Below are 23020 nucleotides of genomic sequence, written 5' to 3' on the forward strand. Positions count from 1 at the left end.
GGGTGATCGATCAGCGCAGGGTGCCGTTGGTCATGCCGACCGGCTCCTCCGGTACGGCGATGAGGCCGAGCTCGGCCACGGACGCCATCAGCGGGTGGAACGGGACCACGCGCACGGTGTAGCCGAACGCGCCGGTGCGGTCGAGCGGCACGACGCCGGTGTAGTGCGCCCGGCCGTCGTCGCCCACCGAGTCGACCTTCAGCGTGACGTAGCTCGGTGACAGCAGCTCGTCGTGCGCGCCCACCCGGCCGTAGGCGGCCTGGACCTGGACGTCATCCGGCGACAGCTCGCCGAGGGCGATCGTGGCCCCCAGCTCCAGCCGGGCCCCCAGCTCGGGGGTGTCCCCGACGCCGGTCGCCTCGACGTGCTCGACGCGTACACCCGGCCAGGCCTTGGCCACGCGCAGCTTCCACGCCGCGAACAGCCGGGCGTTGCTGTAGCCGTCGGCCGCGAGCGACCGGGCGGAGACGGCCGCCGGGGTGTACAGGTCGGTCACGTAGTCGCGCAGCATGCGCCCGGCCAGCACCTTCGGCCCGAGCGAGCTCAGCGTGTGCTTGACCATCTCCAGCCAGCGCCGCGGCAGGCCGTCGGCGGCCCGGTCGTAGAAGCGGTCGGCCACCTCGCGCTCGATGAGGTCGTACAGCGCCGTGGCCTCCAGCTCGTCGCGGCGCTCGGGGTCGTCCACTCCGTCGGCGCTGGGGATCGCCCAGCCGTTGTTGCCGTCGTACCACTCGTCCCACCATCCGTCGCGGATGGACAGGTTGAGGCCGCCGTTGAGCGCCGCCTTCATGCCGGACGTGCCGCACGCCTCCAGCGGGCGCAGCGGGTTGTTCATCCACACGTCCGAGCCCGTCACCATGAGCTGCCCGAGCGCCATGTCGTAGTCGGGCAGGAAGACGATGCGGTGCCGCACGTCCTCCGAGTCGGCGAAGCGGACGATCTGCTGGATGAGCTTCTTGCCGCCCTCGTCGGCCGGATGCGCCTTGCCGGCGATGACGATCTGCACCGGCTTGTCCGGATCGAGCAGCAGCCTGCGCAGCCGGTCGGGCTGGTTCAGCATGAGAGTCAGCCGCTTGTACGACGGCACCCGCCGGGCGAAGCCGATCGTCAGGACGTTCGGGTCGAGCGCCTCGTCCACCCAGCCCAGCTCGGCCTCGCTGGCGCCGCGCTGGCGCCACGACTTGCGCAGCCGCCGCCGCGCCTCCACGACCAGGCGGGCCCGCAGCGTGCCCCGGATGCCCCAGATATCGGCCTCGGACAGCTTGTGCGCGCCCTCCCAGCCCTGCGCCTTGTCGATCAGCGAGGGCAGCTCCGCGCCGGCGAGCTCCATCATCTCCCGGCCGACCCAGGTCGGGGCGTGGACGCCGTTGGTGATCGAGCCGATCGGCACCTCGTCGACGTCGAAGCCCGGCCACAGGCCCTGGAACATCTCCCGGCTGACGCGGCCGTGCAGCTCGGACACGCCGTTGACCCGCTGGGCCAGCCGCATGCCCATGACGGCCATGTTGAAGACCGACTTGTCGGCGTCGGGGCCGTCGGGCTCGGCGCCGAGCTCCAGGATGCGGTCGACCGACACCGTCGGCCAGGCGTTCGACCCGCCGAACTGCCGGGCGATCATCTCGGCCGGGAACCGGTCGATGCCCGCGGGGACCGGGGTGTGGGTGGTGAACACGGTCCCGGCGCGTACGGCCTCAAGGGCCTCCTCGAACGACAGCCGGGCCTCGGTCAGCTCGCGGATGCGCTCAAGGCCGAGGAAGCCGGCGTGGCCCTCGTTGGTGTGGAACACCTCGGGCTCGGGGTGGCCGGTGATCCGGCAGTAGGCCCGGATGGCCCGCACGCCGCCGATGCCGAGCAGCAGCTCCTGCATCAGGCGGTGGTCGCCGCCCCCGCCGTACAGGCGGTCGGTCACGTCCCTGGCGACCGCGTCGTTCTCGGCGACGTCGGAGTCGAGCAGGAGCAGCGGCACCCGGCCGACCTGGGCCACCCAGATCTGGGCGTGCAGCACGCGCCCCTCGGGGAGGCCGATCTTGATGCGCGCCGGGGCGCCGTCCTCCTCCTTGAGCAGGGTGAGCGGCAGGCCGCCGGGGTCGAGGGAGGGGTAGTGCTCAAGCTGCCAGCCCTCGGCGGAAAGGGACTGGGTGAAGTAGCCGTGCCGGTAGAGCAGGCCGACGCCGAGGATCGGGACACCGAGGTCGCTGGCGGCCTTCAGGTGGTCGCCGGCGAGGATGCCGAGGCCGCCCGAATACTGCGGCAGGGCGGCGGAGATGCCGTACTCGGGCGAGAAGTAGCCGATCGCCTTCGGCGCGTCCTCCAGCGACTGGTACCACCGGGGGGCGGTCATGTACTCGCGCAGGTCGTCGGCGGCGTCGGCGAGGCGGCGCAGGAAGCGCCGGTCCTGGGCGAGCTCGCGCAGTCTTTCGGCCTCGACCGCGCCGAGCAGCGCGACGGGGTCGTGATCGACGCGCTCCCAGACCTCGGGATCCACCTCGGCGAACAGGTCCGTGGTCTCGGGGTGCCACGACCATCTGAGATTTTGGACCAACTCGCCCAAAGGTGCGAGCTGTGAGGGAAGGACGGTTCGGACAGTGAACCTGCGGATAGCTCTCACGGGGCCAGACCCTAGTTACTCAGCGCCACGACGCGCGACCGAATCAACCTTGCCGTACTGCGAAGCCAGTTCTCGAACGCTTTCACCACCATCAGACCGGTTCAAACCTCACCAAAGTACCCTTGACCTGGTGATGTGCGTGCCGGACTGCGGCGGCCGGCACGCAATGATCGATCTCCCCGCGGAGTCATCCCAAACACGCGAGCGGTCTTTCGTTCCGCAGGGGTAAGAGTGGACTATTAGGGCAACCCCTGTATGACGAGAAAGGACCGCGGCCAGTGGTCCGTGTCTCGTGCTGCCGCCTGACCAGAGCTGTTCCTGCCCCGCTGACCCCGGCGGCACCCGGTGTGCCGCCCCCGAATACGAAGTGACGATGATCGGACGCATTCCCATCCTGGACATCCAGCCCGTCGTCGACTGCGGCCAGTGGCCCGCCAAGGCGGCCGCGGGAGAGACCTTCGAGATCAGTGCGACGGTGTTCCGCGAAGGGCACGACGCGGTCGCCGCCGGCGTGGTGCTGACCGACCCGAGCGGCACGCCGGGCCGGATGCTGCCCATGCGCGAGGTCGCGCCCGGCACCGACCGGTGGAGCGTGGAGGTCACGCTCCCCGCCGAGGGCCTGTGGCAGTTCCGGGTGGAGGCGTGGAGTGATCCGATCGCCACGTGGATGCACGACGCGGGCATCAAGATCCCGCGCGACCTGGACGCCGACCTCATGTGCGAGGAGGGCGCCCGGCTGTTCGAGCGGGCGGCCAAGGGCGTGCGGGCGGCGGACTGCACGGCGGCGGAGGCGGGCGGCACCTGCGGGCACCGGGCCGCGCTGCTGGCCCTCGCGGCCCGGCTGCGCGACGACGCGGTGGACCCCAGGGCGCGCTTCGCGGTGACCCAGCTGCCCGAGACCGCCGCGCTGATCGCCGCGCACCCGCTGCGCGACCTGCTCACCCGTTCGGGCCGCAACCGCGTGCGGGTGGACCGGCGGCGGGCGCTGTTCGGCTCCTGGTATGAGTTCTTCCCCCGCTCCGAGGGCGCCGTGGTGGGGCAGGAGGGCGTCGCCCCCAAGTCGGGCACGTTCCGTACGGCGGCCAGGCGGCTCCCCGCGATCGCCCAGATGGGCTTCGACGTGGTCTACCTGCCGCCGATCCACCCGATCGGGACGCAGTTCCGCAAGGGCCGCAACAACACCCTGACCCCCGACCAGTACGACCCCGGGTCGCCCTGGGCCATCGGTTCCCAGGAGGGCGGGCACGACGCGATCCACCCCGATCTGGGCACGATCGAGGACTTCGACGCGTTCGTCGCCAAGGCCCGCGAGCTGGGCATGGAGGTCGCCCTCGATCTCGCGCTCCAGTGCTCCCCCGACCATCCCTGGGTCAAGGAGCACCCGGAGTGGTTCAACATCCGGGCCGACGGCTCGATCGCGTACGCCGAGAACCCGCCGAAGAAATACCAGGACATCTATCCGCTGAACTTCGACAAGGACCCCGAGGGGATCTACGCGGAGGTCAAGCGGGTGGTCCGGCACTGGATGGACCACGGCGTGCGGATCTTCCGGGTGGACAACCCGCACACCAAGCCGGTCCGGTTCTGGGAGCGGCTGATCTCCGACATCAACACGACCGACCCCGACGTGCTGTTCCTCGCCGAGGCGTTCACCCGCCCGGCCATGCTGCGCACGCTCGCCAAGGTCGGGTTCCACCAGTCGTACACCTACTTCACCTGGCGCAACTCCAAGCCCGAGCTGGAGGAGTATCTGTGGGAGCTGTCCCACGAGACCTCGCACTACCTGCGGCCGAACCTGTTCGTCAACACGCCCGACATCCTGCACGAGTATCTCCAGCACGGAGGCGTTCCGGCGTTCAAGATCCGGGCGATTCTGGCCGCGTTGATGGCTCCTACGTGGGGTGTGTACTCCGGGTATGAGCTGGCCGAGAACGTCCCGGTGCGTCCCGGCAGCGAGGAGTACCTGGACAGCGAGAAATACCAGTACAGGCCGCGTGACTGGGCCGAAGCGGAGCGTGAGGGCCGCAGCCTTGCCCCGCTCATTACCCAGCTCAATTTGTTGAGAAGAGCGCACCCGGCGCTCCAGGAATTGCGTAACCTACGGTTTCACAACGTCGACCAGCCGGACGTGATCTGCTTCTCCAAGCGGCTGCCCGGCGCCTATGACACGGCCTCACGACGGCACGGACTAGGCGATGTCGTGCTGGCCGTCGTCAATCTGGATCCACACAACACACACGAGGCGACGGTCCGGCTCGACATGCCGGCCCTCGGTCTCGACTGGCATGCCGAGTTCGTCGTGGACGACCAACTGTCGGGCGAGTCGTACCGCTGGGGCCAGGCGAACTACGTGCGCCTCGACCCGCACGTCCATCCCGCACACATTCTCACGCTCCGCCACGGGTCAGCGCACCGCCCGTGAGCGCAGCTCGGCACATCCGGGGAGTCAAAAGGTGAGCTCGACGACACCTCAGCCCAGTCACACCCAGCCCAGCCACACGCAGCCGGTCCCCAACACCTTCACCGAGGAGGAGCCGCGGGACAAGTACTGGTACAAGCGGGCTGTCTTCTACGAGGTGCTGATCCGGGGCTTCGCCGACTCGAACGGCGACGGCACCGGCGACATCCGTGGCCTCATCGAGAAGCTGGACTATCTCCAGTGGCTCGGCATCGACTGTCTTTGGCTGCTCCCGCTGTACGAGTCCCCCCTCAAGGACGGCGGGTATGACATCTCGGACTACATGAAGATCCTCCCGGATTTCGGTGATCTGGGGGACTTCATCAAGCTGGTGGACGAGGCGCACAAGCGCGGCATCCGGGTCATCGCCGACCTGGTCATGAACCACACCAGCGACCAGCACCCCTGGTTCCAGGCGTCCCGCACCGACCCCGAGGGCCCGTACGGCGACTTCTACGTCTGGAGCGACACGGACGAGAAGTACAAGGACGCCCGGATCATCTTCATCGACACCGAGGCGTCCAACTGGACCTTCGACCCGGTCCGCGGGCAGTACTACTGGCACCGGTTCTTCCACCACCAGCCGGACCTCAACTTCGAGAACCCGGCCGTGCAGGACGCGATGCTGGAGGTCATCCGCTTCTGGCTCGACCTCGGCATCGACGGGTTCCGGCTCGACGCGATCCCCTACCTGTTCGAGCAGGAGGACACCAACTGCGAGAACCTGCCGGCGACCCACGCGTACCTCAAGCGGGTGCGGGCCGAGGTCGACCGGCTCTACCCCGACCGGGTGCTGCTGGCCGAGGCCAACCAGTGGCCGGCCGACGTGGTGGAGTATTTCGGCGACCCGGTCACCGGCGGCGACGAGTGCCACATGGCCTTCCACTTCCCGCTGATGCCGCGCATCTTCATGGCGGTGCGGCGGGAGTCGCGCTACCCCATCTCGGAGATCCTGGCCCAGACGCCCAAGATCCCTGAGAACTGCCAGTGGGGCATCTTCCTGCGCAACCACGACGAGCTCACGCTCGAGATGGTCACCGACGAAGAGCGCGACTACATGTACTCCGAGTACGCCAAGGACCCCCGCATGCGGGCCAACGTCGGCATCCGCCGCCGGCTGGCGACGCTGCTGGACAACGACCGCAACCAGATCGAGCTGTTCACCGCGCTGCTGCTCAGCCTGCCCGGCTCGCCGGTCATGTACTACGGCGACGAGATCGGCATGGGCGACAACATCTGGCTCGGCGACCGGGACGGCGTCCGCACGCCGATGCAGTGGACGCCCGACCGCAACGCGGGCTTTTCGAGCTGCGACCCCGGCCGGCTCTACCTGCCGGTGATCATGGACCCGATCTACGGATATCAGGCGATCAACGTCGAGGCGCAGCAGAAGAGCGCCAGCTCACTGCTCCACTTCACCAAGCGGATGATCGAGATCCGCAAGCGTCACCCGGTGTTCGGCCTCGGTGAGTTCACCGAGCTGAACTCGTCCAACCCGAGCGTGCTCGCGTTCGTGCGCGAGCTGGGCGACGACCGGGTGCTGTGCGTCAACAACCTGTCGCGCTTCCCCCAGCCGGTCGAGCTCGACCTGCGCAGGTTCGAGGGGTCCACGCCGGTCGAGTGCATGGGCGGAGTTCCGTTTCCCCCGATCGGCGAGCTTCCGTATCTTTTGACGCTCCCCGGGCATGGGTTCTATTGGTTCACACTGCCCGTCACGAACAGGACGGCCGGCACGAAGGAGGAGTGACGACTTCACTTCAGGGACTCCTGGCCGGCTGGATCACCGGACAACGGTGGTTCGCCGGCAAGGGGCGCGCCATCGACGACCTGTCCATCGACTCCGAGATCGAGATCGCCTCCGGCGACCCGGCGCTGGTCCATCTGATCGTGTGCGTGCGGCAGGGGGAGCGCCACACGCGCTACCAGATCCCGGTCGGGCTGCGCGAGCACCTGCCCGACCGGCTCGGTCACGTCCGGATCGGCACCTGCCGCCGGGGCGACGGCCGCGAGGTCGAGATGTACGACGCGCTGCACGACTCCGTCCTGACGGCGCACCTGCTGGAGGGGATGGCCGGCGACCGCCGGTTCGACGGCCTCGGTTTCCACCCCGCGCACGGGGTGGAGATCGACACCTCGCAGCGCAGCCTCGTGCTGACCGCCGAGCAGTCGAACACCTCGCTGGTGTACGGCGACAAGTACATATTCAAGCTGTTCCGCCAGCTCAACCCGGGAGTCAACCCCGAGCTGGAGATCATCACGGCGCTCGCGGACGCGGGCTCGGCCCACGTGGCCAAGCCGTACGGCTGGATCGAGACCGAGCTCCAGGGCGAGCCCACCACCCTGGCGATCATGCAGGAGTATCTGCAGAACGCAAACGAGGGCTGGTCGATGGCGCTGACCAGCGTGCGCGACTTCTACGCCAGCCCCGAGGGCATGCCGGCGGAGGACGCGGGAGGCGACTTCGCCGCCGAGGCGCGGCGGCTCGGGCTGGCCACCGCGCGGGTGCACCGGGAGCTCGCGCGGGCCTTCCCCACCGGGACGATCGAGCCTCCCGAGATCAAGCGGATGACCGAGCGGTTCCGCCGCCGCCTCGACAAGGCGGTCGCCGAAGTGCCGCCTCTCGGCGAGCACGCCGCCGTGGCCGCCGAGGCGTTCGACCGGCTGGCCGACCTCGGTCACGAGATCCCGGTGCAGCGCGTGCACGGCGACTACCACCTCGGCCAGGTCATGCGCACGATGACCGACTGGGTGGTGCTCGACTTCGAGGGCGAGCCGGGCCAGCCGCTGGCCGAGCGGCGGGCGCTCGACTCGCCGCTGCGCGACGTGGCGGGCATGCTGCGCTCCTTCGAATACGCGGCGCGGCATCTGCTGGCCGGGCATCCCAACGCCGAGGCGCTGGAGTGCCGGGCCCGGGAGTGGTCCGAGCGCAACCGGGCCGCCTTCCTGGCCGGCTACTCCGAAGGCGGCGGGCACATCCGAGGCGACGACGCGGTGCTGCTGCGCGCGCTCGAACTGAGCAAGGCGGTCTACGAGGTCGTCTACGAGGCGCGCAACCGCCCCTCGTGGCTGCCCATCCCGCTCGCGGCCTTTCGCTGACAAGATCGGGGTGTTCGGAGGGATATATCTAGGGCAGGTTGGGCGACATGGACTTGGACCGGCTGGCCGGGGGCGCGCATCACGACCCCCACTCGATCTTGGGGGCCCATCCCGGGCCCGACGGCGTCACGATCAGGGCCCTGCGCCCCTTCGCGGAGAAGGTCGAGGTGCTGGCCGACGGATCGGCGCACACGATGAGCCATCGCGCGTTCGGGGTGTTCGAGGTGACGCTGCCCGGCGTCGACAAGGTCCCCGACTATCGCCTGCGCATCACCTATCCCGACGCTCCGCCGTACGAGACGGACGACCCCTACCGGCACTGGCCGACGCTGGGCGAGCTCGACCTGCACCTGATCAGCGAGGGACGGCACGAGCGGCTGTGGGAGGTGCTCGGGGCGCGCGTGATGCGTCACGAGGACGTCGACGGGACGGCCTTCTCGGTCTGGGCGCCGAACGCGCAGGGCGTGCGGGTGATCGGCGACTTCAACCACTGGAACGGCGCCGCCCACCCCATGCGCTCGCTCGGCCGGTCGGGCGTGTGGGAGCTGTTCCTCCCCGAGATCGGCGAGGGCACGCGCTACAAGTTCCAGATTCTCGGCCTCGACGGCATCTGGCGGGAGAAGGCCGACCCGATGGCCCGCCGCACCGAGGTGCCCCCGGCGACGGCCAGCATCGTCGAGAGCTCCGCGTACGAGTGGCGCGACGAGGAGTGGATGACCGCCCGGCCGTCGCACGACGCCCTCACCGAGCCGATGAGCATCTACGAGGTGCACCTGGGCTCCTGGCGCCCCGGCCTGTCCTACCGCGACCTCGCCCGCGAGCTGGTCGAGTATGTCAAGGACATGGAATTCACCCACGTGGAGTTCCTGCCGGTCGCCGAGCACCCGTTCGGCGGCTCGTGGGGATACCAGGTGACCTCCTACTACGCCCCGACCTCGCGGTTCGGCTCCCCCGACGACTTCCGCCACCTCGTCGACGAGCTGCACCGGGCCGGCATCGGCGTGATCGTCGACTGGGTGCCCGCGCACTTCCCGATGGACGAATGGGCGCTGGCCCGCTTCGACGGCACCCCGCTCTACGAGCACGCCGACCCCGCCCGCGGCACCCACCCCGACTGGGGCACGTACGTCTTCGACTTCGGCCGCAACGAGGTGCGCAACTTCCTCGTGGCCAACGCGCTCTACTGGCTCAAGGAGTTCCACGTCGACGGCCTGCGGGTGGACGCCGTGGCCTCGATGCTCTACCTCGACTACTCGCGGCGCGAGGGCGAGTGGACGCCCAACGTGTACGGCGGCAGGGAGAACCTCGACGCGATCGAGTTCCTCAAGGAGATGAACTCCGTCGTCTACCGCGAGGAGCCGGGAATCATGACGATCGCGGAGGAGTCGACCGCCTGGCCCGGCGTGTCGCGGCCCGTCCACCTCGGCGGGCTCGGCTTCGGCTTCAAGTGGAACATGGGCTGGATGCACGACTCGCTCAGCTACATGTCCCGCGAGCCGATCTATCGACAGTATCACCACCACCAGATGACGTTCTCCCTCATGTACGCCTTCTCGGAGAACTTCGTGCTGCCGCTGTCGCACGACGAGGTCGTCCACCTCAAGGGGTCGCTGCTGGGCAAGATGCCGGGCGACGAGTGGCAGCGCTTCGCCAACCTCCGCGCGTTGTTCGGCTTCATGTGGGCCCACCCCGGCAAGCAGCTGCTGTTCATGGGCGGCGAGTTCGGCCAGGGCGCCGAGTGGTCGGAGGCCAACGGCCTCGACTGGTGGGTGCTCGACTTCGACTACCACCAGGGCGTACGCCGCCTGGTGAAGGATCTCAACCACCTCTACCGGGAGTCGCCCGCGCTGTACACGCGCGACCACACCCACGAGGGCTTCCGCTGGATCGACGCCGACGACGCCTCGGGCAACGTGCTGTCGTTCCTGCGCTACGGCGCGGACGGCTCGGTGCTGGCCTGCGTCGCCAACTTCTCCGGCGCCCCGCACGAGGACTACCACCTCGGCCTGCCCACTCCCGGGCGGTGGGAGGAGATCCTCAACACCGACGCGTACGAGTACGCCGGGAGCGGCGTCGGCAACATGGGCTCGGTCGAGTCGGTCGAGACGCCGTGGCACGGGCTGCCCTGCTCGACCCGGCTGCGCGTGCCGCCGCTCGGCGTGGTGTGGCTGCGCCCGGTGGAGAGCCCGACGGCCGTGAGCCCGGAGATGGACGCGCGCGCGGAGACGACCGGGAAGGCGGACACCGGGAAGGCCGGCGCGGAGGAGGCGGACTCCGAGCCCGGGGGCGCGGTCGCCGGGTCCTGAGCCCCGCCGGCGGCTTACGGCTCTTTCAGCAGCGCCTCCTTGGCCGCGGCGGCGAGCCATCTCTCCGCGCGTTCGAAGTCCCAGCCGCGTTCGCCGACGAGCAGGAACCAGGAGCGCTGCCCCAGGTAGAACTGCCGCCGCTCGGCGTCGTCCGACCGCGGCCGTGGAGAGCCCCGCAAGGCCGGTCAGATCGTGACGACGACCTTTCCGGCGGCGTGGCCCCGCTCCACGTACGCGACGGCCGTGGGGAGCTCGCCGAACGCGTAGGTGCGGCCGATGACGGGGGTGACGTCGCCGTCCTCGACGAGGTCGGTCAGCCGCATCAGGTCGCCCCGGGCCTTCTCGCCGTACGCCACCTGGGCGGTGACCACACGCTGGGACACGAACGGCGACGCCGCGAGCGTCCCCATGATGTGACGGACCGGCTGCAGCCACCGCCCGGCAGGCCCGCCGACGACGACGTGCGTCCCCCGGGGCTTCAGCACCCGCGCGCAGGCCGGCAGCGCGCGGGTGCCCGCGATGTCGATCAGCAGGTCGTGACGCCGTCCGCGCCGGGTGAAGTCCTCCTTCGTGTAGTCGACGACCTCACCCGCGCCGATCGACCGCACCAGGTCCGCGTTGCGCCCGCTGCACACCGCGGTGACCTCGGCGCCGAACGCCTTCGCGAGCTGCACCGCGAAGGTGCCCACGCCGCCCGAGGCGCCGTTGACGAGGACCTCGTGCCCCGCCTGGACGCGTCCCAGGTCGAGCGCTATCAGCGCGGTGACGGCCGCCATCGGCACCGCGGCCGCCTGCTCGAACGACAGGTTCCCCGGCTTGCGGGCCAGCGCGCCCTCCGGCACGCACACATACTCGGCGAAGCCGCCCTGCGTGAGCAGCGCGAACACCCCGTCGCCCGGACGGAACGCGGTGACGCCGGCGCCGACCGCCTCGACCTCTCCCGCCACGTCGGCGCCCAGGATGCCGATGCGCGGCCTGCGCGGGCCGACCGTGCCGCCCATCAGGCGCGCGACGTACGGCTCGCCTCTCATGTGGTGCCAGTCGTACGGCTGGACGGAGGTGGCGCGCACCCGCACCAGCACCTCACCGGGGCCGGGCGCGGGCGTGTCTACGTCGGTGAGCTCCAGGACGTCGGGCGGACCGTACGAGCGGATGACGTACGCCTTCATCGCATTCTCCTCGTCACCTCGGCGGTGGGAGGGCCAGCGTAAGAAGCGCCGCATGCGGGGCGTATCGGCCGAAAGTACGCCCGATCGGCAGCCGATCGGGTGGCGCGAGTCCGGCCGTTCCGCCGATGAAACGCCGCCCCCGCGCGAACGACGATCGCCCCATGACCGAATCCATGGAACGCCCCGCGCTCGGCAGCTTGCCGGGCCGGAACCGCAGGGCGGGACGGCTCGTGCCCGCCGCGCTGATCGCGCTCAGCGCCGTCCCGGTGATCGCCGGCTCCACCCGGCTGGGGCAACTGGCCGGGGGCGGGCCGATCACCCACGACAGCGTCCGCTATTTCGCGACGCCCGCGCCCGTCGTCGCGCACATCGTCTCCGTCACGCTCTTCAGCATCCTGGGGGCGCTCCAGTTCGCCCATGGACTGCGCCGCCGCAGGCCCGCCTGGCACCGCACCGCCGGGCGGCTCGTGGTGCCGTCCGGGCTCGTCAGCGCGGTCTCGGGGCTGTGGATGACGCTGTTCTATCCCCCGTTGCAGAACGACAGCGCCCTGCTCGTCGGCCTGCGGCTGGTGTTCGGCACCCTCATGATCGTGTCTCTCGTCCTCGGCTTCGCGGCGATCCGGCGGCGGGACGTCACCCGGCACCGGGCCTGGATGACGCGGGGCTACGCGATCGGCATGGGCGCGGGCACCCAGTTGCTGACCGTCGGTCCCTGGGTGGCGCTGGCCGGCGAGCCCGGCCCGCTCCCCCGGGCGCTGCTCATGGGCGCCGGCTGGGTGATCAACCTCGCCGTCGCGGAGTGGGCCGTACGCAGAGGCTCCCGGCTCCCGTACCGGAGGGTGAGGTAGGCGGCCCGTGTCCCCGCCGTCAGGCGCGGCTCGGCGCGGGCCCCGGCTCGGGCTCGCGCTCGCGCTCGGGCTCGGCGTGGGGCTCGGGCTCGGGAGGGGGTTCGGCCGTGGAGTCGGCTGTGGAGTCGGCTGTGGAGTCGGCAGGGTGCTCGGCGGGAAGTTCGGCAGGCAGTTCGGCAGCGTGCTCGGGAGTCGTCGCGGCGCGGCGGGGAAGCAGCAGCGGGGTCGCCAGCAGGAGCACACCCGCCAGGCCGATGGCCGTACGCGGGCCGAGCAGGCCGCCCAGCACACCCCAGACGGCCGTCAGCAGCGCGATCGACGCCTTGGTGGTCACCGTCCAGGCGGACAGCATGCGGGCGATCCGGCCGGGCGCGGTGCGTTCGAGGCGATAGGTGGCGCAGACGGGATTGAAGACCCCGCAGCAGAAGACGAGCCCGAGCTCGACGCCCATCACCAGCAGCATCCCTCCGGTGCCCGGCCCCACGAAGGCCAGGCCCACGAGCCAGAGCGCGCGCAGCGCCCCGCTCGCGACCAGCACCCGGTGCTGCCCGAACCGGGTGACGAGCGGCCGGGCCAGCCGCGAGCCGAGCAGCCCGCCGATCGAGGGCGCGGCGAACGCGAGGCCGTACTGCCACGGCGCGAACCCGAGCCGGCCGAGCATCAGGACGGCCAGCAGCGCATCGGCGGCCATCACCAGGCCGTTGAACACGGCGGCGTTGAAGAACAGCGGACGCAGCGTCGCGTCGGCCAGGATGTAGCGCCAGCCGTCGAGCAGGTCCCCGATGCGCATGCGAGCGGCCTGCCTGCGCTCGGGGCGCCGCTCCCCGCCGTCCGTCGCACGGATGCCCAGAGCCGAGAGCAGGTAGCTGACCGCGTCGGCCACCACCGTCGCCACCGGGCCGAGGAGCCCGATCGCGGCGCCGCCCAGCGGCGGTCCGATGATCGCGCTCGTCCAGGCCGTGGACTCGAACCGTGCGTTGGCGACGAGCAGGTGCCCGGCCGGCACCAGCGTCTTCAGGTACGCCCCGGAGGCGGCGCGGAAGGTGATGTCGGCCGCCGCGACGACGACCGAGACCAGCAGGAGCTGGACGAAGGACAGCACGCCCAGCGCGTACGCGGCGGGGATCGTCAGCAGCGCCGCGCACCGCACCAGGTCCGTCCCGATCAGCACCGGCCGCTTGCGGCGGAACTCCACCCACGGGCCGAGCGGCACCGCCACGGCCGCACCCACCGCGGCCCCCACGGCGGACAGCGCCGCGACCTCCGCCGGCCCGGAGTGCAGCACCTGGACCGCGATCAGCGGGAACGCGCCGAAGGCGAGCCACGTGCCGAGCGCGCTGGTGCCGTACGCCGCCCAGAGCCACCCGAACCGCCGCCCAGCCGGTGCCCCGGCCGGTGTCCGTTCCGCAATGTCCGACGTCCCCTCGTCACTCGCCCGCACAACCCGATCCCGTACGACCGATGCCGTACGACCGATGCCGCACAACCGATTCGCGATCGGCAGCATCAAAGCGAGCCCGATGACCAGGGATCAAACAACCGCTAGGCCCTTCCATGACAACCACCGGTTGTACGCCCAGGAAGCACCGGACGAACGCCGCCCGTCGCGAGGGCGACGGAGCGAAGAGGCGCCGCCCGGGCCCCGCACAGCAGGGCACAAGCAGGACGCAGCAGGACGCAGCAGGACGCAGCAGGACGCAGCAGGACGCAGCAGGACCATGGTGTGCCGGCCACGACCTAAGGTGTCCGGATGGACCTCGACGCCGTCCGGACCTTCGTCGCCGTCGCCGACGCGGGGCAGTTCCAGGAGGCCGCCGCCGATCTGGCGGTGACCCAGCAGGCCGTCTCCAAGCGCATCGCGGCGCTGGAGCGCGACCTCGGCGTGCGGCTCTTCCTCCGCAGGCCGCGCGGCGCCGAGCTCACCATCGACGGGCAGGCGTTCCTGCCCCACGCCCGCGAGCTGCTGCGCGCCGCCGAGCGGGCCGTCGCCTCGGTGCGCGCCGGCAGCCGTGCGCTGCGCGTCGACGTGCTCAACTCGCGCGGCGCGGCGTCGAGCCTCATGCGCGGCTTCCACCGGGCGCACCCCGAGATCGAGCTCGACGTGGTGATGCTGTTCGACATCGACAGGGCCGTCGCCGCCATCCGGTCCGGCGCGATCGACGCGTCCTTCCGCGCCGTCGCCGAGCCCGGCCGGCCGCTGCCCGATGACATCGAGGCCGTACGGGTGACCGACGAGGCGCTCCAGCTCGTCACCGGCCCCGCCCACGCGCTGGCGGGCGCCCGGTCGGTGACGCTCGCCCAGCTCGCCGGGCACCGGATCTGGATGCCCGGCATCGTCCCCGGCACCGAGTGGGCCGCCTACTACGACGACCTCTACGCCGAGTTCGGCCTCACCATCGAGGCGACCGGTCCCAACTTCGGCTCCGACGCGCTCCTCGACACCATCGCCGACACCCCGTCCCTGGCCACGTTCATGGGCGCGCAGACCCGCCTCGTCTGGCCCGCCGGGCACGGCCTGCGCCGCATCCCGGTGACCGACCCCACTCCCGTCTATCCGCACGCGCTCCTGTGGCGCCGCGACAACCCCCACCCCGCGCTGGCGACCCTCCGCGCCCACCTCGCCGCCGCCACGGCCGGGCAGGACGCGGCCGGGACCTGGACACCCCGGTGGGCGATCCCCCGCTGAACGCCGCGACTCCCCGCCGGGGTCCGGTCAGCTTCCGGCGCGGCCGGTCTCGTACGCCCAGATGGCGATCTCCACCCGGTTGCGGGCGCCCAGCTTCGCCATCAGGCTGGCGACGTGCGTCTTGACCGTGCTGAGCGAGATGTGCAGCTCGGCGGAGATCTCGCCGTTGGTCCGGCCACGCGCCACGGCGGCGAGGATCTCCTCCTCCCGATAGGTGAGCGCCTCGACAGGCTGCGCGGGCGACGCGGCGGGACCGGTGCGGGCGAACGCCCCGAGCAGCCGCGCGGTGACGCTCGGGGCGATGAGCGCGTCGCCTCCGGCGGCGGCGTGCACGGCCTGCGCGAGCATGTCGGCACCGGCGTTCTTCAGCAGGAACCCCCGGGCCCCCGCCCGCAGCGCCGCGTAGACGTACTCGTCGAGGTCGAACGTGGTGATCACGACGACGGCGAGCGGATCGGCGACGTCAGGACCGGCGAGCGACCGGGTCGCCTCGATGCCGTCGGTGCCGGGCATGCGGATGTCGAACAGGCACACGTCGGGTCGCAGGCGCCGGGCCAGCTCGACGGCCCGGCGACCATCGGCTGCGGTGCCGACGACCTCGATGCCCGGCTGGGCGTCGAGGATCATCGAGAGCCCGGTGCGGACGATCTCCTGGTCGTCGGCGATCAGCACGCGGACGCCGTGCCCATCGGCTCGCTCGCTCATGTGGCCCCGGCCCGGGGAAGCACCGCGGTCACCGCCCACCCCCGATCGCGGTCCGGGCCGGCCACGCACGTGCCGCCGAGCAGGTTCGCGCGCTCGCTCATGCCGATGAGCCCGTATCCCGGCGGCGCGGCCGGGCGCGTGGCGCCCCCGTCGCCGTCGTCGCGCACGCACAGGCGCACCGCCGTCTCGTCCGCCGCGACGCGCACCTCGACCCGGGTGGCGCGGCGCGCGTGCCGTACGGCGTTGGTCACCGCCTCCTGGGCGATGCGGTAGACCGCGGACTCGACCGACGGCGACAGACCGTCGAGGTCTCCCGTTATCTCCACCTCGACCGCCGGATGGTGGGAGCCGCCCCGGCCGGCGAGCCGTTCGATCTCGGCGATGCGCGGGCCGGGGGTCAGCTCCGCCGGACGGTCGCGGCGCAGGACGCGGACGATGGCGCGCATCTCGTCGAGGGCCCGGGCCGCCTCGGCCTCGATCACGCGGAGGGCCTCGGCCGCGGCGTCCGGCCGTGACGCCGCCGTGGCGAGCCCGGCCTGTGCGCGGATGGCCATCGCGGAGACGTGGTGCGCGACCGTGTCGTGCAGGTCGCGGGCGAGCTGCTCGCGCATCAGCAGCTTGACCTGGTCGAGCTCGCGCATCCTCGCCCCGGCCCGATAGCGGAACGCGCCGCCCAGGCTGGTGGTCGCGAGCATGACGGCGAACGGCCCGACCGCGTCGGGCAACGCGGCGTGGTCGGCGAGCACGGACAGTCCGGCGGCGGTGAGCATGATCCCCAGGCCGGCCACGATCTCCCTGCCCGACCCCCACCGGACCACCGCGTACGGCAGGAGCAGCATGTATCCCAGCGTGTACGTATCGAGCGTCGTGCCGGTCGCGATGATCGGGATCACCCCGGTGACGACGAAGCAGATCGCGAGCATCGCCAGCGGCCGGGTGCGCCGCCACAGCAGGGTGGGCGCCAGTCCGGCGGTCACGGCCACCGCGAACAGCCGCCAGGGAAGGTCCGGCCGCAGCACCCCTTCGAGCACCGCGAGCGGCACGAGCACCCCGACGAGCGCCCAGTCCCGCCACACGCGTACGGGTGGATCGGGGGGACGGGGCTCGGACCACACGGAGCGGACGAAGCCGTGCACCGAATCATGGTACGAGAGCCGGCGTCCGCCGCGCCGCCCCCGTGTGGAGACTGTCCTGTCGCCCGGCCGGCTCGACTGGCCTGATCTCGCTCGGGCAGCCGTTCTCACGGCTTTGCCTGCCCGCCCCTCGGCACCGAGCCCGGCTTCCGCTCCGCAGGTGGGTGTGGAAGCCGGGTTCGGCGCGGGTGGTTACTTCGATTCCAGTCGTCCCAGCGGGTGGGAGTCACCGGCGAGGGCGGCCTGCGCCCTTTCCCAGTCGGCGTGGTCGATGCCCGTGACGTGGCGCAGGTAGGCGAGGGTGACCTGCTGGACGAGGGCGACTCGGCCGGGATCTTCGTCGGTGGTCTCCGCCGCCTCGTAGCCGGAGATGCCGCCGAGGGAGTGCCGGCCGCCGTAGACCGTCAGCAGGCTCTTGCCGCCCCGGCTGAGGGTGTAGGGGTCGGTCGTCCAGGACGGTCCCCGGGTGGAGAGCGGAAGCTCGTCCTTGTCGCCGGCGACGACGAGTCCGGGCGCGGTGATATGGGAGAAGTCCTGGTCGCGCAGCCAGGGAGCGCTCTCGTGGGCGAAGGGGGTCAGTTCGTCGCCGCCCTTGCCGGCTGTGGCCAGCTGGATGCTGGCCATGACCCGGGAGTCGGACATGTCCTGCGCGGTTCCGGTCCTGGGGTCCGTAACGCGCAGACCCACGAGGATACCCGCGGTCTGGCCGCCGAAGGAGTGTCCGGCCGCGACGATTCGACTGCGGTCCACCCGGCCGGCTAGGCCGGGCACGGATGCCTCCAGGGTGTCGAGTTCGTCGAGGATCTGCTTCATGTCCTGCACGCGGTAGCGCCACACGTCGGGCTTGCGGGGATCGTCCGCGGCGATGTCGAGGCGCCTGGAGTCGAGGTGAGTGGCCTGGATCACCACGAAGCCGTGGGAGGCCCAGTGGTCGACCAGAGGGGCGTAGCCGTCCAGGTTCGAGCCGAATCCATGTGCGAACAGCACGATCGGCAGCTCAGTGCCGACGACCGGTGCGGAGACGCGTACGTGCAGGTCCTCGCCGCGCCGCGGCGCGGGCAGCACGACCGGTTTCACCGATACGGTCGGGGTGGACGCGGGGCCGGTGAGGCCGGTCGTCTTGTACGTGGTCATGCGTGTGCTTCTTTCAGGTGTCGTGCGGATGGGTGAGGTCGGGCTGTCTTCTCGTGGAGGACGCGTTCGAGGCGCCCCTCTCGCTCACGCCCTTGTGCGCCGGGAGGCCGGCCAGGAGAAGGTCCCCCGCGGAGGCGCACGCCGGTTACGCTAAAAGCTGACGTTGACGTCAGAGGCAAGTCACGTGATGGATGTCACCAGGAGACGAGATGCGCGTCGGAGAGCTCGCAGCCCGGACCGGCGTCAGCGTCCGGGCCCTGCGTTACTACGAGGAGCAGAATCTGCTCAGCGCCGAGCGCAGCCCCAGCGGCCAGCGCCACTATCCCGAGAGCGCGGTCGACCGGGTCCGGCTGATCCAGCAGTTGTATGCAGCCGGGCTGTCCAGCAAGACAATCGTCGAGCTCATGCCGTGCGTCATCGACGGCCGCGCCACTCCCGCCCTGCTCAAGCGGCTGGCGGCGGAGCGCGAGCATGTCGACCGGCGCATCACCGATCTCATGCACGCCCGGGACCGGCTCGACTCCGTCATCACCGCCGCCGGCAGCAACATGGTCACCGGCGCTTCTTGCAGGCAGGAGACCACCGCCTAGCCCGGCCAGGGCGGGCCGGATTTCCCCCAAGACGGCGCTCCGACCTTAGCGGAGGCTTAAACGACCCTTAGCGGCGAACGAGGGCGTTGACCCCCTCCCTGTCTGCGCTTACTCTCCTAACTAATAGGAAACTTTCCTGTCCTTTACCCCCCAAGAGCAGGAGCTCCGGTGCGAAAGATCCTCCTCGGCTCCCTGATCGCGGGCGCGGCGTTACTCGCGCCGCTCGCGCTCGGGACCGCGACCGCCGCCACCCCCGCCACCGCCACGTACTCCGTCGACTCCGACTGGGGCACCGGCTTCCAGGGCAAGTTCACCGTGAAGGCCGGGTCGGACGCCCTGCCGAGCTGGACCGTCGAGATCGACATGCCCTCGGGCGCGTCGATCAGCTCGGCCTGGGACACCACCATGACCAAGAGCGGCAACCACTACACGTTCAAGAACCCCTCCTGGAGCGGCGGCCTCGCGGCGGGCGCGACGGCGACCTTCGGCTTCATCGGAGCGCCCGGCGGCTCGACCCCGATGAACTGCACGCTGAACGGCGCGCCCTGCACCGGCGGGCCCACCAGCTCCCCCTCGGCCAGCCCGAGCAAGAGCCCGAGCGCCAGCCCGTCCGCCTCGCCCTCGGCGTCTCCCTCGGCCTCGCCGTCCGCGTCTCCCTCGGCGTCCCCCTCGGCGAGCCCCACGCCCCCGCCGCCCGGCGGCAGGAAGGTGCTGGGCTACTTCGCCGACTGGGGCGTCTACGCCCGGCAGTACTTCGTGAAGAACATCGTGAGCAGCGGCTCGGCCGCCAAGCTCACCCACATCAACTACGCCTTCGGCAACGTGACCAACGGCCAGTGCGCGATCGGCGACTCCTACGCCGACTACGACATGGCCTACACCGCGGCCAACAGCGTGGACGGCAAGGCCGACACCTGGGACAACCCCAACGCGCTGCGCGGCGCGTTCAACCAGTTGCGCAAGCTCAAGGCGATGTATCCGAACATCAAGGTCCTCTACTCCTTCGGCGGGTGGAGCTGGTCGGGCGGCTTCGGGCAGGCGGCGGCCAACCCCACCGCGTTCGCGAACTCCTGCTACAACCTGCTGAAGGACCCGCGCTGGGCGGACGTGTTCGACGGCATCGACATCGACTGGGAGTACCCGAACGCCTGCGGCCTGAGCTGTGACTCCAGCGGTGCGGCGGCGTTCAAGAACCTGATGGCGGCCCTGCGGGCCAAGTTCGGCTCCAGCTACCTCGTCACCGCCGCGATCACCGCGGACGGCACGAACGGCGGCAAGATCGACGCGGCCGACTACGGCGGCGCGGCGCAGTACGTCGACTGGTACAACGTGATGACCTACGACTACTTCGGCGCCTTCGCCCCACAGGGCCCGACGGCGCCCCACTCGCCGCTCACGTCCTACTCCGGCATCCCCACCGCAGGGTTCTACTCCGACGCGGCCATCCAGAAGCTCAAGAGCAAGGGCGTGCCGGCGAGCAAGCTCCTGCTGGGCATCGGTTTCTACGGCCGCGGCTGGACCGGCGTCACCCAGGCCGCGCCCGGCGGCAGCGCCACCGGCGCCGCGCCCGGCACGTACGAGGCGGGCATCGAGGACTACAAGGTCCTCAAGAACACCTGCCCGGCCACCGGCACGGTCGCCGGCACCGCCTACGCCAAGTGCGGCTCGAACTGGTGGAGCTACGACACCCCCGCCACGATCGGCGGCAAGATGACCTACGCCAAGAACCAGGGTCTCGGCGGAGCGTTCTTCTGGGAGTTCAGCGGCGACACCTCCAACGGTGAGCTGATCACCGCGATGTCCAACGGATTGAAGTAACCGAAGTAAGCGCCTCGCACCGTCATGGGCCCTCGCGCGTCTCGCGCGGGGGCCCTGATCATCCGGCCACCCCGGCGAAACCTTCGCTTATGGTGGCATTTATGGACGCGACGAGGACGATCGTAGAAACGGTCGGCAAGCTGCGGCAGCGCCGTACCGCGCCGCTCGTGCTGGAACTGGACCTGACCGAGGGGTTGTCGGAAGGCCCGCCCTCCGACCCCGTCACCGCCCTGCTGTCCATGCGCAAGGCGCGCCTCACCGAGGTGCTGTCGGGCCTGCGCCGCGCCCGCAAGGACCCCCGCGTCACCGCGCTGATCGTCAAGATCGGCGGCAACCCCCTCGGCCTCGGCATGGTGCAGGAGCTGCGTACGGCCGTGGTAAAGCTGCGCGCCGCGGGCAAGCGCACCGTCGCGTTCGCCGAGACGTTCGGCGAGTTCGGCGCGGGCACCGTCCCCTACTACCTGGCCAGCGCCTTCGAGCGGGTCTACCTCCAGCCCTCCGGCGACGTGGGTCTGACCGGCGTGGCGCTGGAGCAGCGGTTCCTCCGCGACGCGCTCGCCAAGGCCGGGGTGGAGTATCAGCTCGGCCAGCGGCACGAGTACAAGACCGCGGCCAACACCTTCACCCAGAACCACATGACCGACGCCCACCGCGAGTCGACGGGGCGCATCGCCGAGTCGGTCACCGAGCAGATCGTCGCGGGCATCGCCGAGGGACGCGGCCTCGACCCCAAGCGGGTGCGCGAGCTGATCGACCAGGGCCCGTTCATCGGGTCGGAGGCCGTCGAGGCCGGGCTCGTGGACGAGCTGAAGTATCGCGACGAGGTCTATGCCGAGACCGTCGACGAGGGCGCGCACCTGCTCTACGTGTCGCGGTACGCCAAGAGCGCGCTGTCGGGCAGGCTCCCCCACCCCGGGGCGGCCACGGTCGCCCTGGTCCACGGCACCGGCATGATCCGTCTCGGCCGCAGCGGACGCTCGCCGCTGGGCGGCGGGGGCGCCATGGGCTCCGACACCATCTGCGCCGCCCTGCGCTCGGCCCGCCGGGACGAGAAGGTCAAGGCCATCGTGTTCCGCGTGGACAGCCCCGGCGGATCGTACGTCGCCTCCGACGCGATCTGGCGGGAGGTCGTGCTGGCGCGCCAGGCGGGCAAGCCGGTCATCGTGTCGATGGGCGACCTCGCGGCCTCCGGCGGCTACTTCGTGTCGATGGCCGCCGACGTGATCGTGGCCCAGCCGGGCACGCTGACCGGCTCGATCGGGGTGTTCGGCGGCAAGCCCGTGGTCGGGGAGCTGCTCGGCAAGCTCGGCGTGGTGACCGAGTCGGTGACCGAGGGCGCCAACGCCGGGATGTTCTCGCCGTCCACCGCGTTCTCCGACGAGCAGTGGCAGCGGGTGAACGCCTGGCTCGACCGCATCTACGACGACTTCGTGGGCAAGGTGGCGCAGGGCCGTGGCCTGAGCAAGGAGCGGGCGCACGAGCTGGCCAGGGGCCGGGTGTGGACCGGCGCCGACGCCAGGACGGCCGGTCTCGCCGACGAGCTCGGCGGTCTGGAGGACGCCCTCGCCCTGGCCCGCCGCCGGGCCGGGCTGCCCGGCGACGCACCCGTACGGACCTATCCCCGCATGCACCCCCTGGAGCGGCTGCGCCCGCCGGAGTCGAGCGAGGACAGGTCGGCCGCGCTCGCCCGGGTGCGCCTGGAGGCGTGGGGGCCGCTGGCGCGGATGGCCGGGCAGCTCGGTCTCCCGGCGTACGGCCCGCTGGTGCTGCCGGGCTGGTGGACGATCAGGTGATCGCGCGGTAGCGGGAGCGCAGCCGTACGAGCGGGGCCCTGGACGCGTCGACGTAGTCGACGCCGAGGACCTCGCCGATGAACAGCGTGTGATCGCCGGCCGGGACGACCCGGGCCGTCTCGGCCTCGATCGCCGCCACCCCCTGCTCCACGACGAGCGCCTCGCTGTGCGGGCCGCGATGGTGGGCGACCCCGGCCAGCAGGAGCCGGGCGCCCGGCCGTCCGGCCGTGGCGAACCTGGAGGCGATCGTCTGCTGGCCGTCCGCGAGGACGCTCGCGGCCCAGCGGTCCCTGCGCAGCAGCACCTCGGCGAGATATCCGGCCGAATCGAGGCTGATCAGCACGAGCGGCGGGTCGAGCGACACCGACATCAGGGTCGCGACCGTCGTGCCCAGGTCGTCGCGGTCGTCCTTGACCGTCACGACGGCCACGCCCGCGGCCACCTGCGCCATGGCCTCGGTGAACAGTCCCTGTGCAGGTCCCACGCCCCGGCTCCTTCCCCTCCGGCGTGCGACTGTGCCACCGGGGACCGGGACGCGCAACCGAGCTCCCGGCTGTGCACGGGTCCCGGCCTTCGGCGCCAGCGAGCGCCCGCGTCCGGGCGACGCCCTGCGGAAAAGGCCGGAATCCCCCTCCTTACCAGGCCCGAGGGCATTGGTCCGGACATTCTGATGTCA

The 23020-nt window shown here is 71.1% G+C and carries 17 protein-coding genes; 9 read left to right on the forward strand and 8 right to left on the reverse strand.

Going from position 1 to position 23020, the window contains the following annotated elements; genetic code table 11:
* Positions 1–10 precede the first annotated feature (10 nt).
* On the reverse strand, positions 11–2608 hold the full coding sequence (gene glgP, locus OHB01_RS03125) for an alpha-glucan family phosphorylase (protein ID WP_142646191.1): 2598 nt from the start codon (positions 2606–2608) through the stop codon (positions 11–13).
* 373 nt (positions 2609–2981) lie between these two features.
* Between glgP and OHB01_RS03130 the strand changes: the two genes are divergently transcribed.
* Genes OHB01_RS03130 through glgB form a run of 4 tightly spaced genes read left to right on the forward strand, consistent with a single transcriptional unit; the run spans position 2982 to position 10468 of the window.
* Positions 2982–5030 (forward strand): alpha-1,4-glucan--maltose-1-phosphate maltosyltransferase, encoded by a 2049-nt coding sequence (locus tag OHB01_RS03130; protein WP_142646193.1) that lies wholly within the window; start codon positions 2982–2984, stop codon positions 5028–5030.
* 31 nt (positions 5031–5061) lie between these two features.
* A complete protein-coding gene (gene treS, locus OHB01_RS03135; protein ID WP_142646195.1) occupies positions 5062–6813 on the forward strand; it encodes a maltose alpha-D-glucosyltransferase in 1752 nt (583 codons plus the stop codon).
* Positions 6810–8162: a maltokinase N-terminal cap-like domain-containing protein gene (locus tag OHB01_RS03140; protein ID WP_142646197.1), complete on the forward strand. Its 1353-nt coding sequence runs from the start codon at positions 6810–6812 to the stop codon at positions 8160–8162. Before treS ends, OHB01_RS03140 begins: the two co-directional genes overlap by 4 nt.
* 47 nt (positions 8163–8209) lie before the next feature.
* Positions 8210–10468 (forward strand): 1,4-alpha-glucan branching protein GlgB, encoded by a 2259-nt coding sequence (gene glgB, locus OHB01_RS03145; protein ID WP_328854905.1) that lies wholly within the window; start codon positions 8210–8212, stop codon positions 10466–10468.
* A 14-nt stretch (positions 10469–10482) separates the two neighbouring features.
* Here glgB and OHB01_RS03150 read toward each other — a convergent pair whose 3' ends face one another.
* Together OHB01_RS03150 and OHB01_RS03155 are read right to left on the reverse strand one after the other, a co-directional pair.
* Positions 10483–10647: a hypothetical protein gene (locus tag OHB01_RS03150; protein WP_168065712.1), complete on the reverse strand. Its 165-nt coding sequence runs from the start codon at positions 10645–10647 to the stop codon at positions 10483–10485.
* Positions 10648–10653: 6 nt separating this feature from the next.
* Positions 10654–11637 carry an NAD(P)-dependent alcohol dehydrogenase gene (locus OHB01_RS03155; RefSeq protein WP_142646200.1) on the reverse strand — a complete coding sequence of 328 codons (984 nt, stop codon included), beginning with the start codon at positions 11635–11637 and terminating at the stop codon, positions 10654–10656.
* Between the two features lie 161 nt (positions 11638–11798).
* Here OHB01_RS03155 and OHB01_RS03160 point away from each other — a divergent pair, with 161 nt between their 5' ends.
* Entirely contained in the window at positions 11799–12485 is a 687-nt protein-coding gene (locus tag OHB01_RS03160; protein ID WP_240971093.1) for a DUF2306 domain-containing protein, read from the forward strand.
* Between the two features lie 19 nt (positions 12486–12504).
* Here OHB01_RS03160 and OHB01_RS03165 read toward each other — a convergent pair whose 3' ends face one another.
* Positions 12505–13926, reverse strand: a complete 1422-nt coding sequence (locus OHB01_RS03165) for an MFS transporter (RefSeq protein ID WP_260617154.1) — start codon at positions 13924–13926, stop codon at positions 12505–12507.
* 309 nt (positions 13927–14235) lie between these two features.
* Here OHB01_RS03165 and OHB01_RS03170 point away from each other — a divergent pair, with 309 nt between their 5' ends.
* Complete coding sequence (locus tag OHB01_RS03170) at positions 14236–15171, forward strand: LysR family transcriptional regulator (protein ID WP_142646204.1); 936 nt, start codon at positions 14236–14238, stop codon at positions 15169–15171.
* A 27-nt stretch (positions 15172–15198) separates the two neighbouring features.
* Here the strand turns inward: OHB01_RS03170 and OHB01_RS03175 are convergent, their stop codons facing one another.
* From OHB01_RS03175 to OHB01_RS03185, 3 genes are all read right to left on the reverse strand, one after another.
* Positions 15199–15876, reverse strand: a complete 678-nt coding sequence (locus tag OHB01_RS03175; RefSeq protein ID WP_142646206.1) for a response regulator — start codon at positions 15874–15876, stop codon at positions 15199–15201.
* Entirely contained in the window at positions 15873–17012 is a 1140-nt protein-coding gene (locus OHB01_RS03180; RefSeq protein ID WP_142646207.1) for a sensor histidine kinase, read from the reverse strand. Before OHB01_RS03180 ends, OHB01_RS03175 begins: the two co-directional genes overlap by 4 nt.
* Positions 17013–17201: 189 nt before the next feature.
* The gene (locus OHB01_RS03185; protein WP_030506152.1) at positions 17202–18143 is read right to left on the reverse strand and encodes an alpha/beta hydrolase family protein; all 942 of its coding nucleotides are present in this window, start codon (positions 18141–18143) and stop codon (positions 17202–17204) included.
* A gap of 209 nt (positions 18144–18352) precedes the next feature.
* Between OHB01_RS03185 and OHB01_RS03190 the strand changes: the two genes are divergently transcribed.
* The 3 genes from OHB01_RS03190 (at position 18353) to sppA (ending at position 22344) form a co-directional block, all read left to right on the forward strand.
* The gene (locus OHB01_RS03190; RefSeq protein WP_030506153.1) at positions 18353–18733 is read left to right on the forward strand and encodes a MerR family transcriptional regulator; all 381 of its coding nucleotides are present in this window, start codon (positions 18353–18355) and stop codon (positions 18731–18733) included.
* A gap of 168 nt (positions 18734–18901) precedes the next feature.
* The gene (locus OHB01_RS03195; protein ID WP_142646209.1) at positions 18902–20551 is read left to right on the forward strand and encodes a glycosyl hydrolase family 18 protein; all 1650 of its coding nucleotides are present in this window, start codon (positions 18902–18904) and stop codon (positions 20549–20551) included.
* Positions 20552–20652: 101 nt separating this feature from the next.
* The gene (gene sppA / locus OHB01_RS03200) at positions 20653–22344 is read left to right on the forward strand and encodes a signal peptide peptidase SppA (RefSeq protein WP_147942972.1); all 1692 of its coding nucleotides are present in this window, start codon (positions 20653–20655) and stop codon (positions 22342–22344) included.
* Here sppA and OHB01_RS03205 read toward each other — a convergent pair.
* Positions 22337–22828 carry a flavin reductase family protein gene (locus tag OHB01_RS03205; protein ID WP_260617155.1) on the reverse strand — a complete coding sequence of 164 codons (492 nt, stop codon included), beginning with the start codon at positions 22826–22828 and terminating at the stop codon, positions 22337–22339. The genes sppA and OHB01_RS03205 overlap by 8 nt on opposite strands.
* Between the last annotated feature and the right edge of the window lie 192 nt (positions 22829–23020).

The sequence above is a fragment of the Microbispora hainanensis genome, from assembly GCF_036186745.1.
Lineage (GTDB): Bacteria > Actinomycetota > Actinomycetes > Streptosporangiales > Streptosporangiaceae > Microbispora.

Coding starts and splice junctions, on each gene's coding strand:
- OHB01_RS03130 (WP_142646193.1), top strand. CDS start 2,982: ATGATCGGACGCATTCCCATCCTGGACATCCAGCCCGTCGTCGACTGC.
- glgB (WP_328854905.1), top strand. CDS start 8,210: ATGGACTTGGACCGGCTGGCCGGGGGCGCGCATCACGACCCCCACTCG.
- OHB01_RS03155 (WP_142646200.1), bottom strand. CDS start 11,637: ATGAAGGCGTACGTCATCCGCTCGTACGGTCCGCCCGACGTCCTGGAG.
- OHB01_RS03160 (WP_240971093.1), top strand. CDS start 11,799: ATGACCGAATCCATGGAACGCCCCGCGCTCGGCAGCTTGCCGGGCCGG.
- OHB01_RS03170 (WP_142646204.1), top strand. CDS start 14,236: ATGGACCTCGACGCCGTCCGGACCTTCGTCGCCGTCGCCGACGCGGGG.
- OHB01_RS03175 (WP_142646206.1), bottom strand. CDS start 15,876: ATGAGCGAGCGAGCCGATGGGCACGGCGTCCGCGTGCTGATCGCCGAC.
- OHB01_RS03185 (WP_030506152.1), bottom strand. CDS start 18,143: ATGACCACGTACAAGACGACCGGCCTCACCGGCCCCGCGTCCACCCCG.
- OHB01_RS03190 (WP_030506153.1), top strand. CDS start 18,353: ATGCGCGTCGGAGAGCTCGCAGCCCGGACCGGCGTCAGCGTCCGGGCC.
- sppA (WP_147942972.1), top strand. CDS start 20,653: ATGGACGCGACGAGGACGATCGTAGAAACGGTCGGCAAGCTGCGGCAG.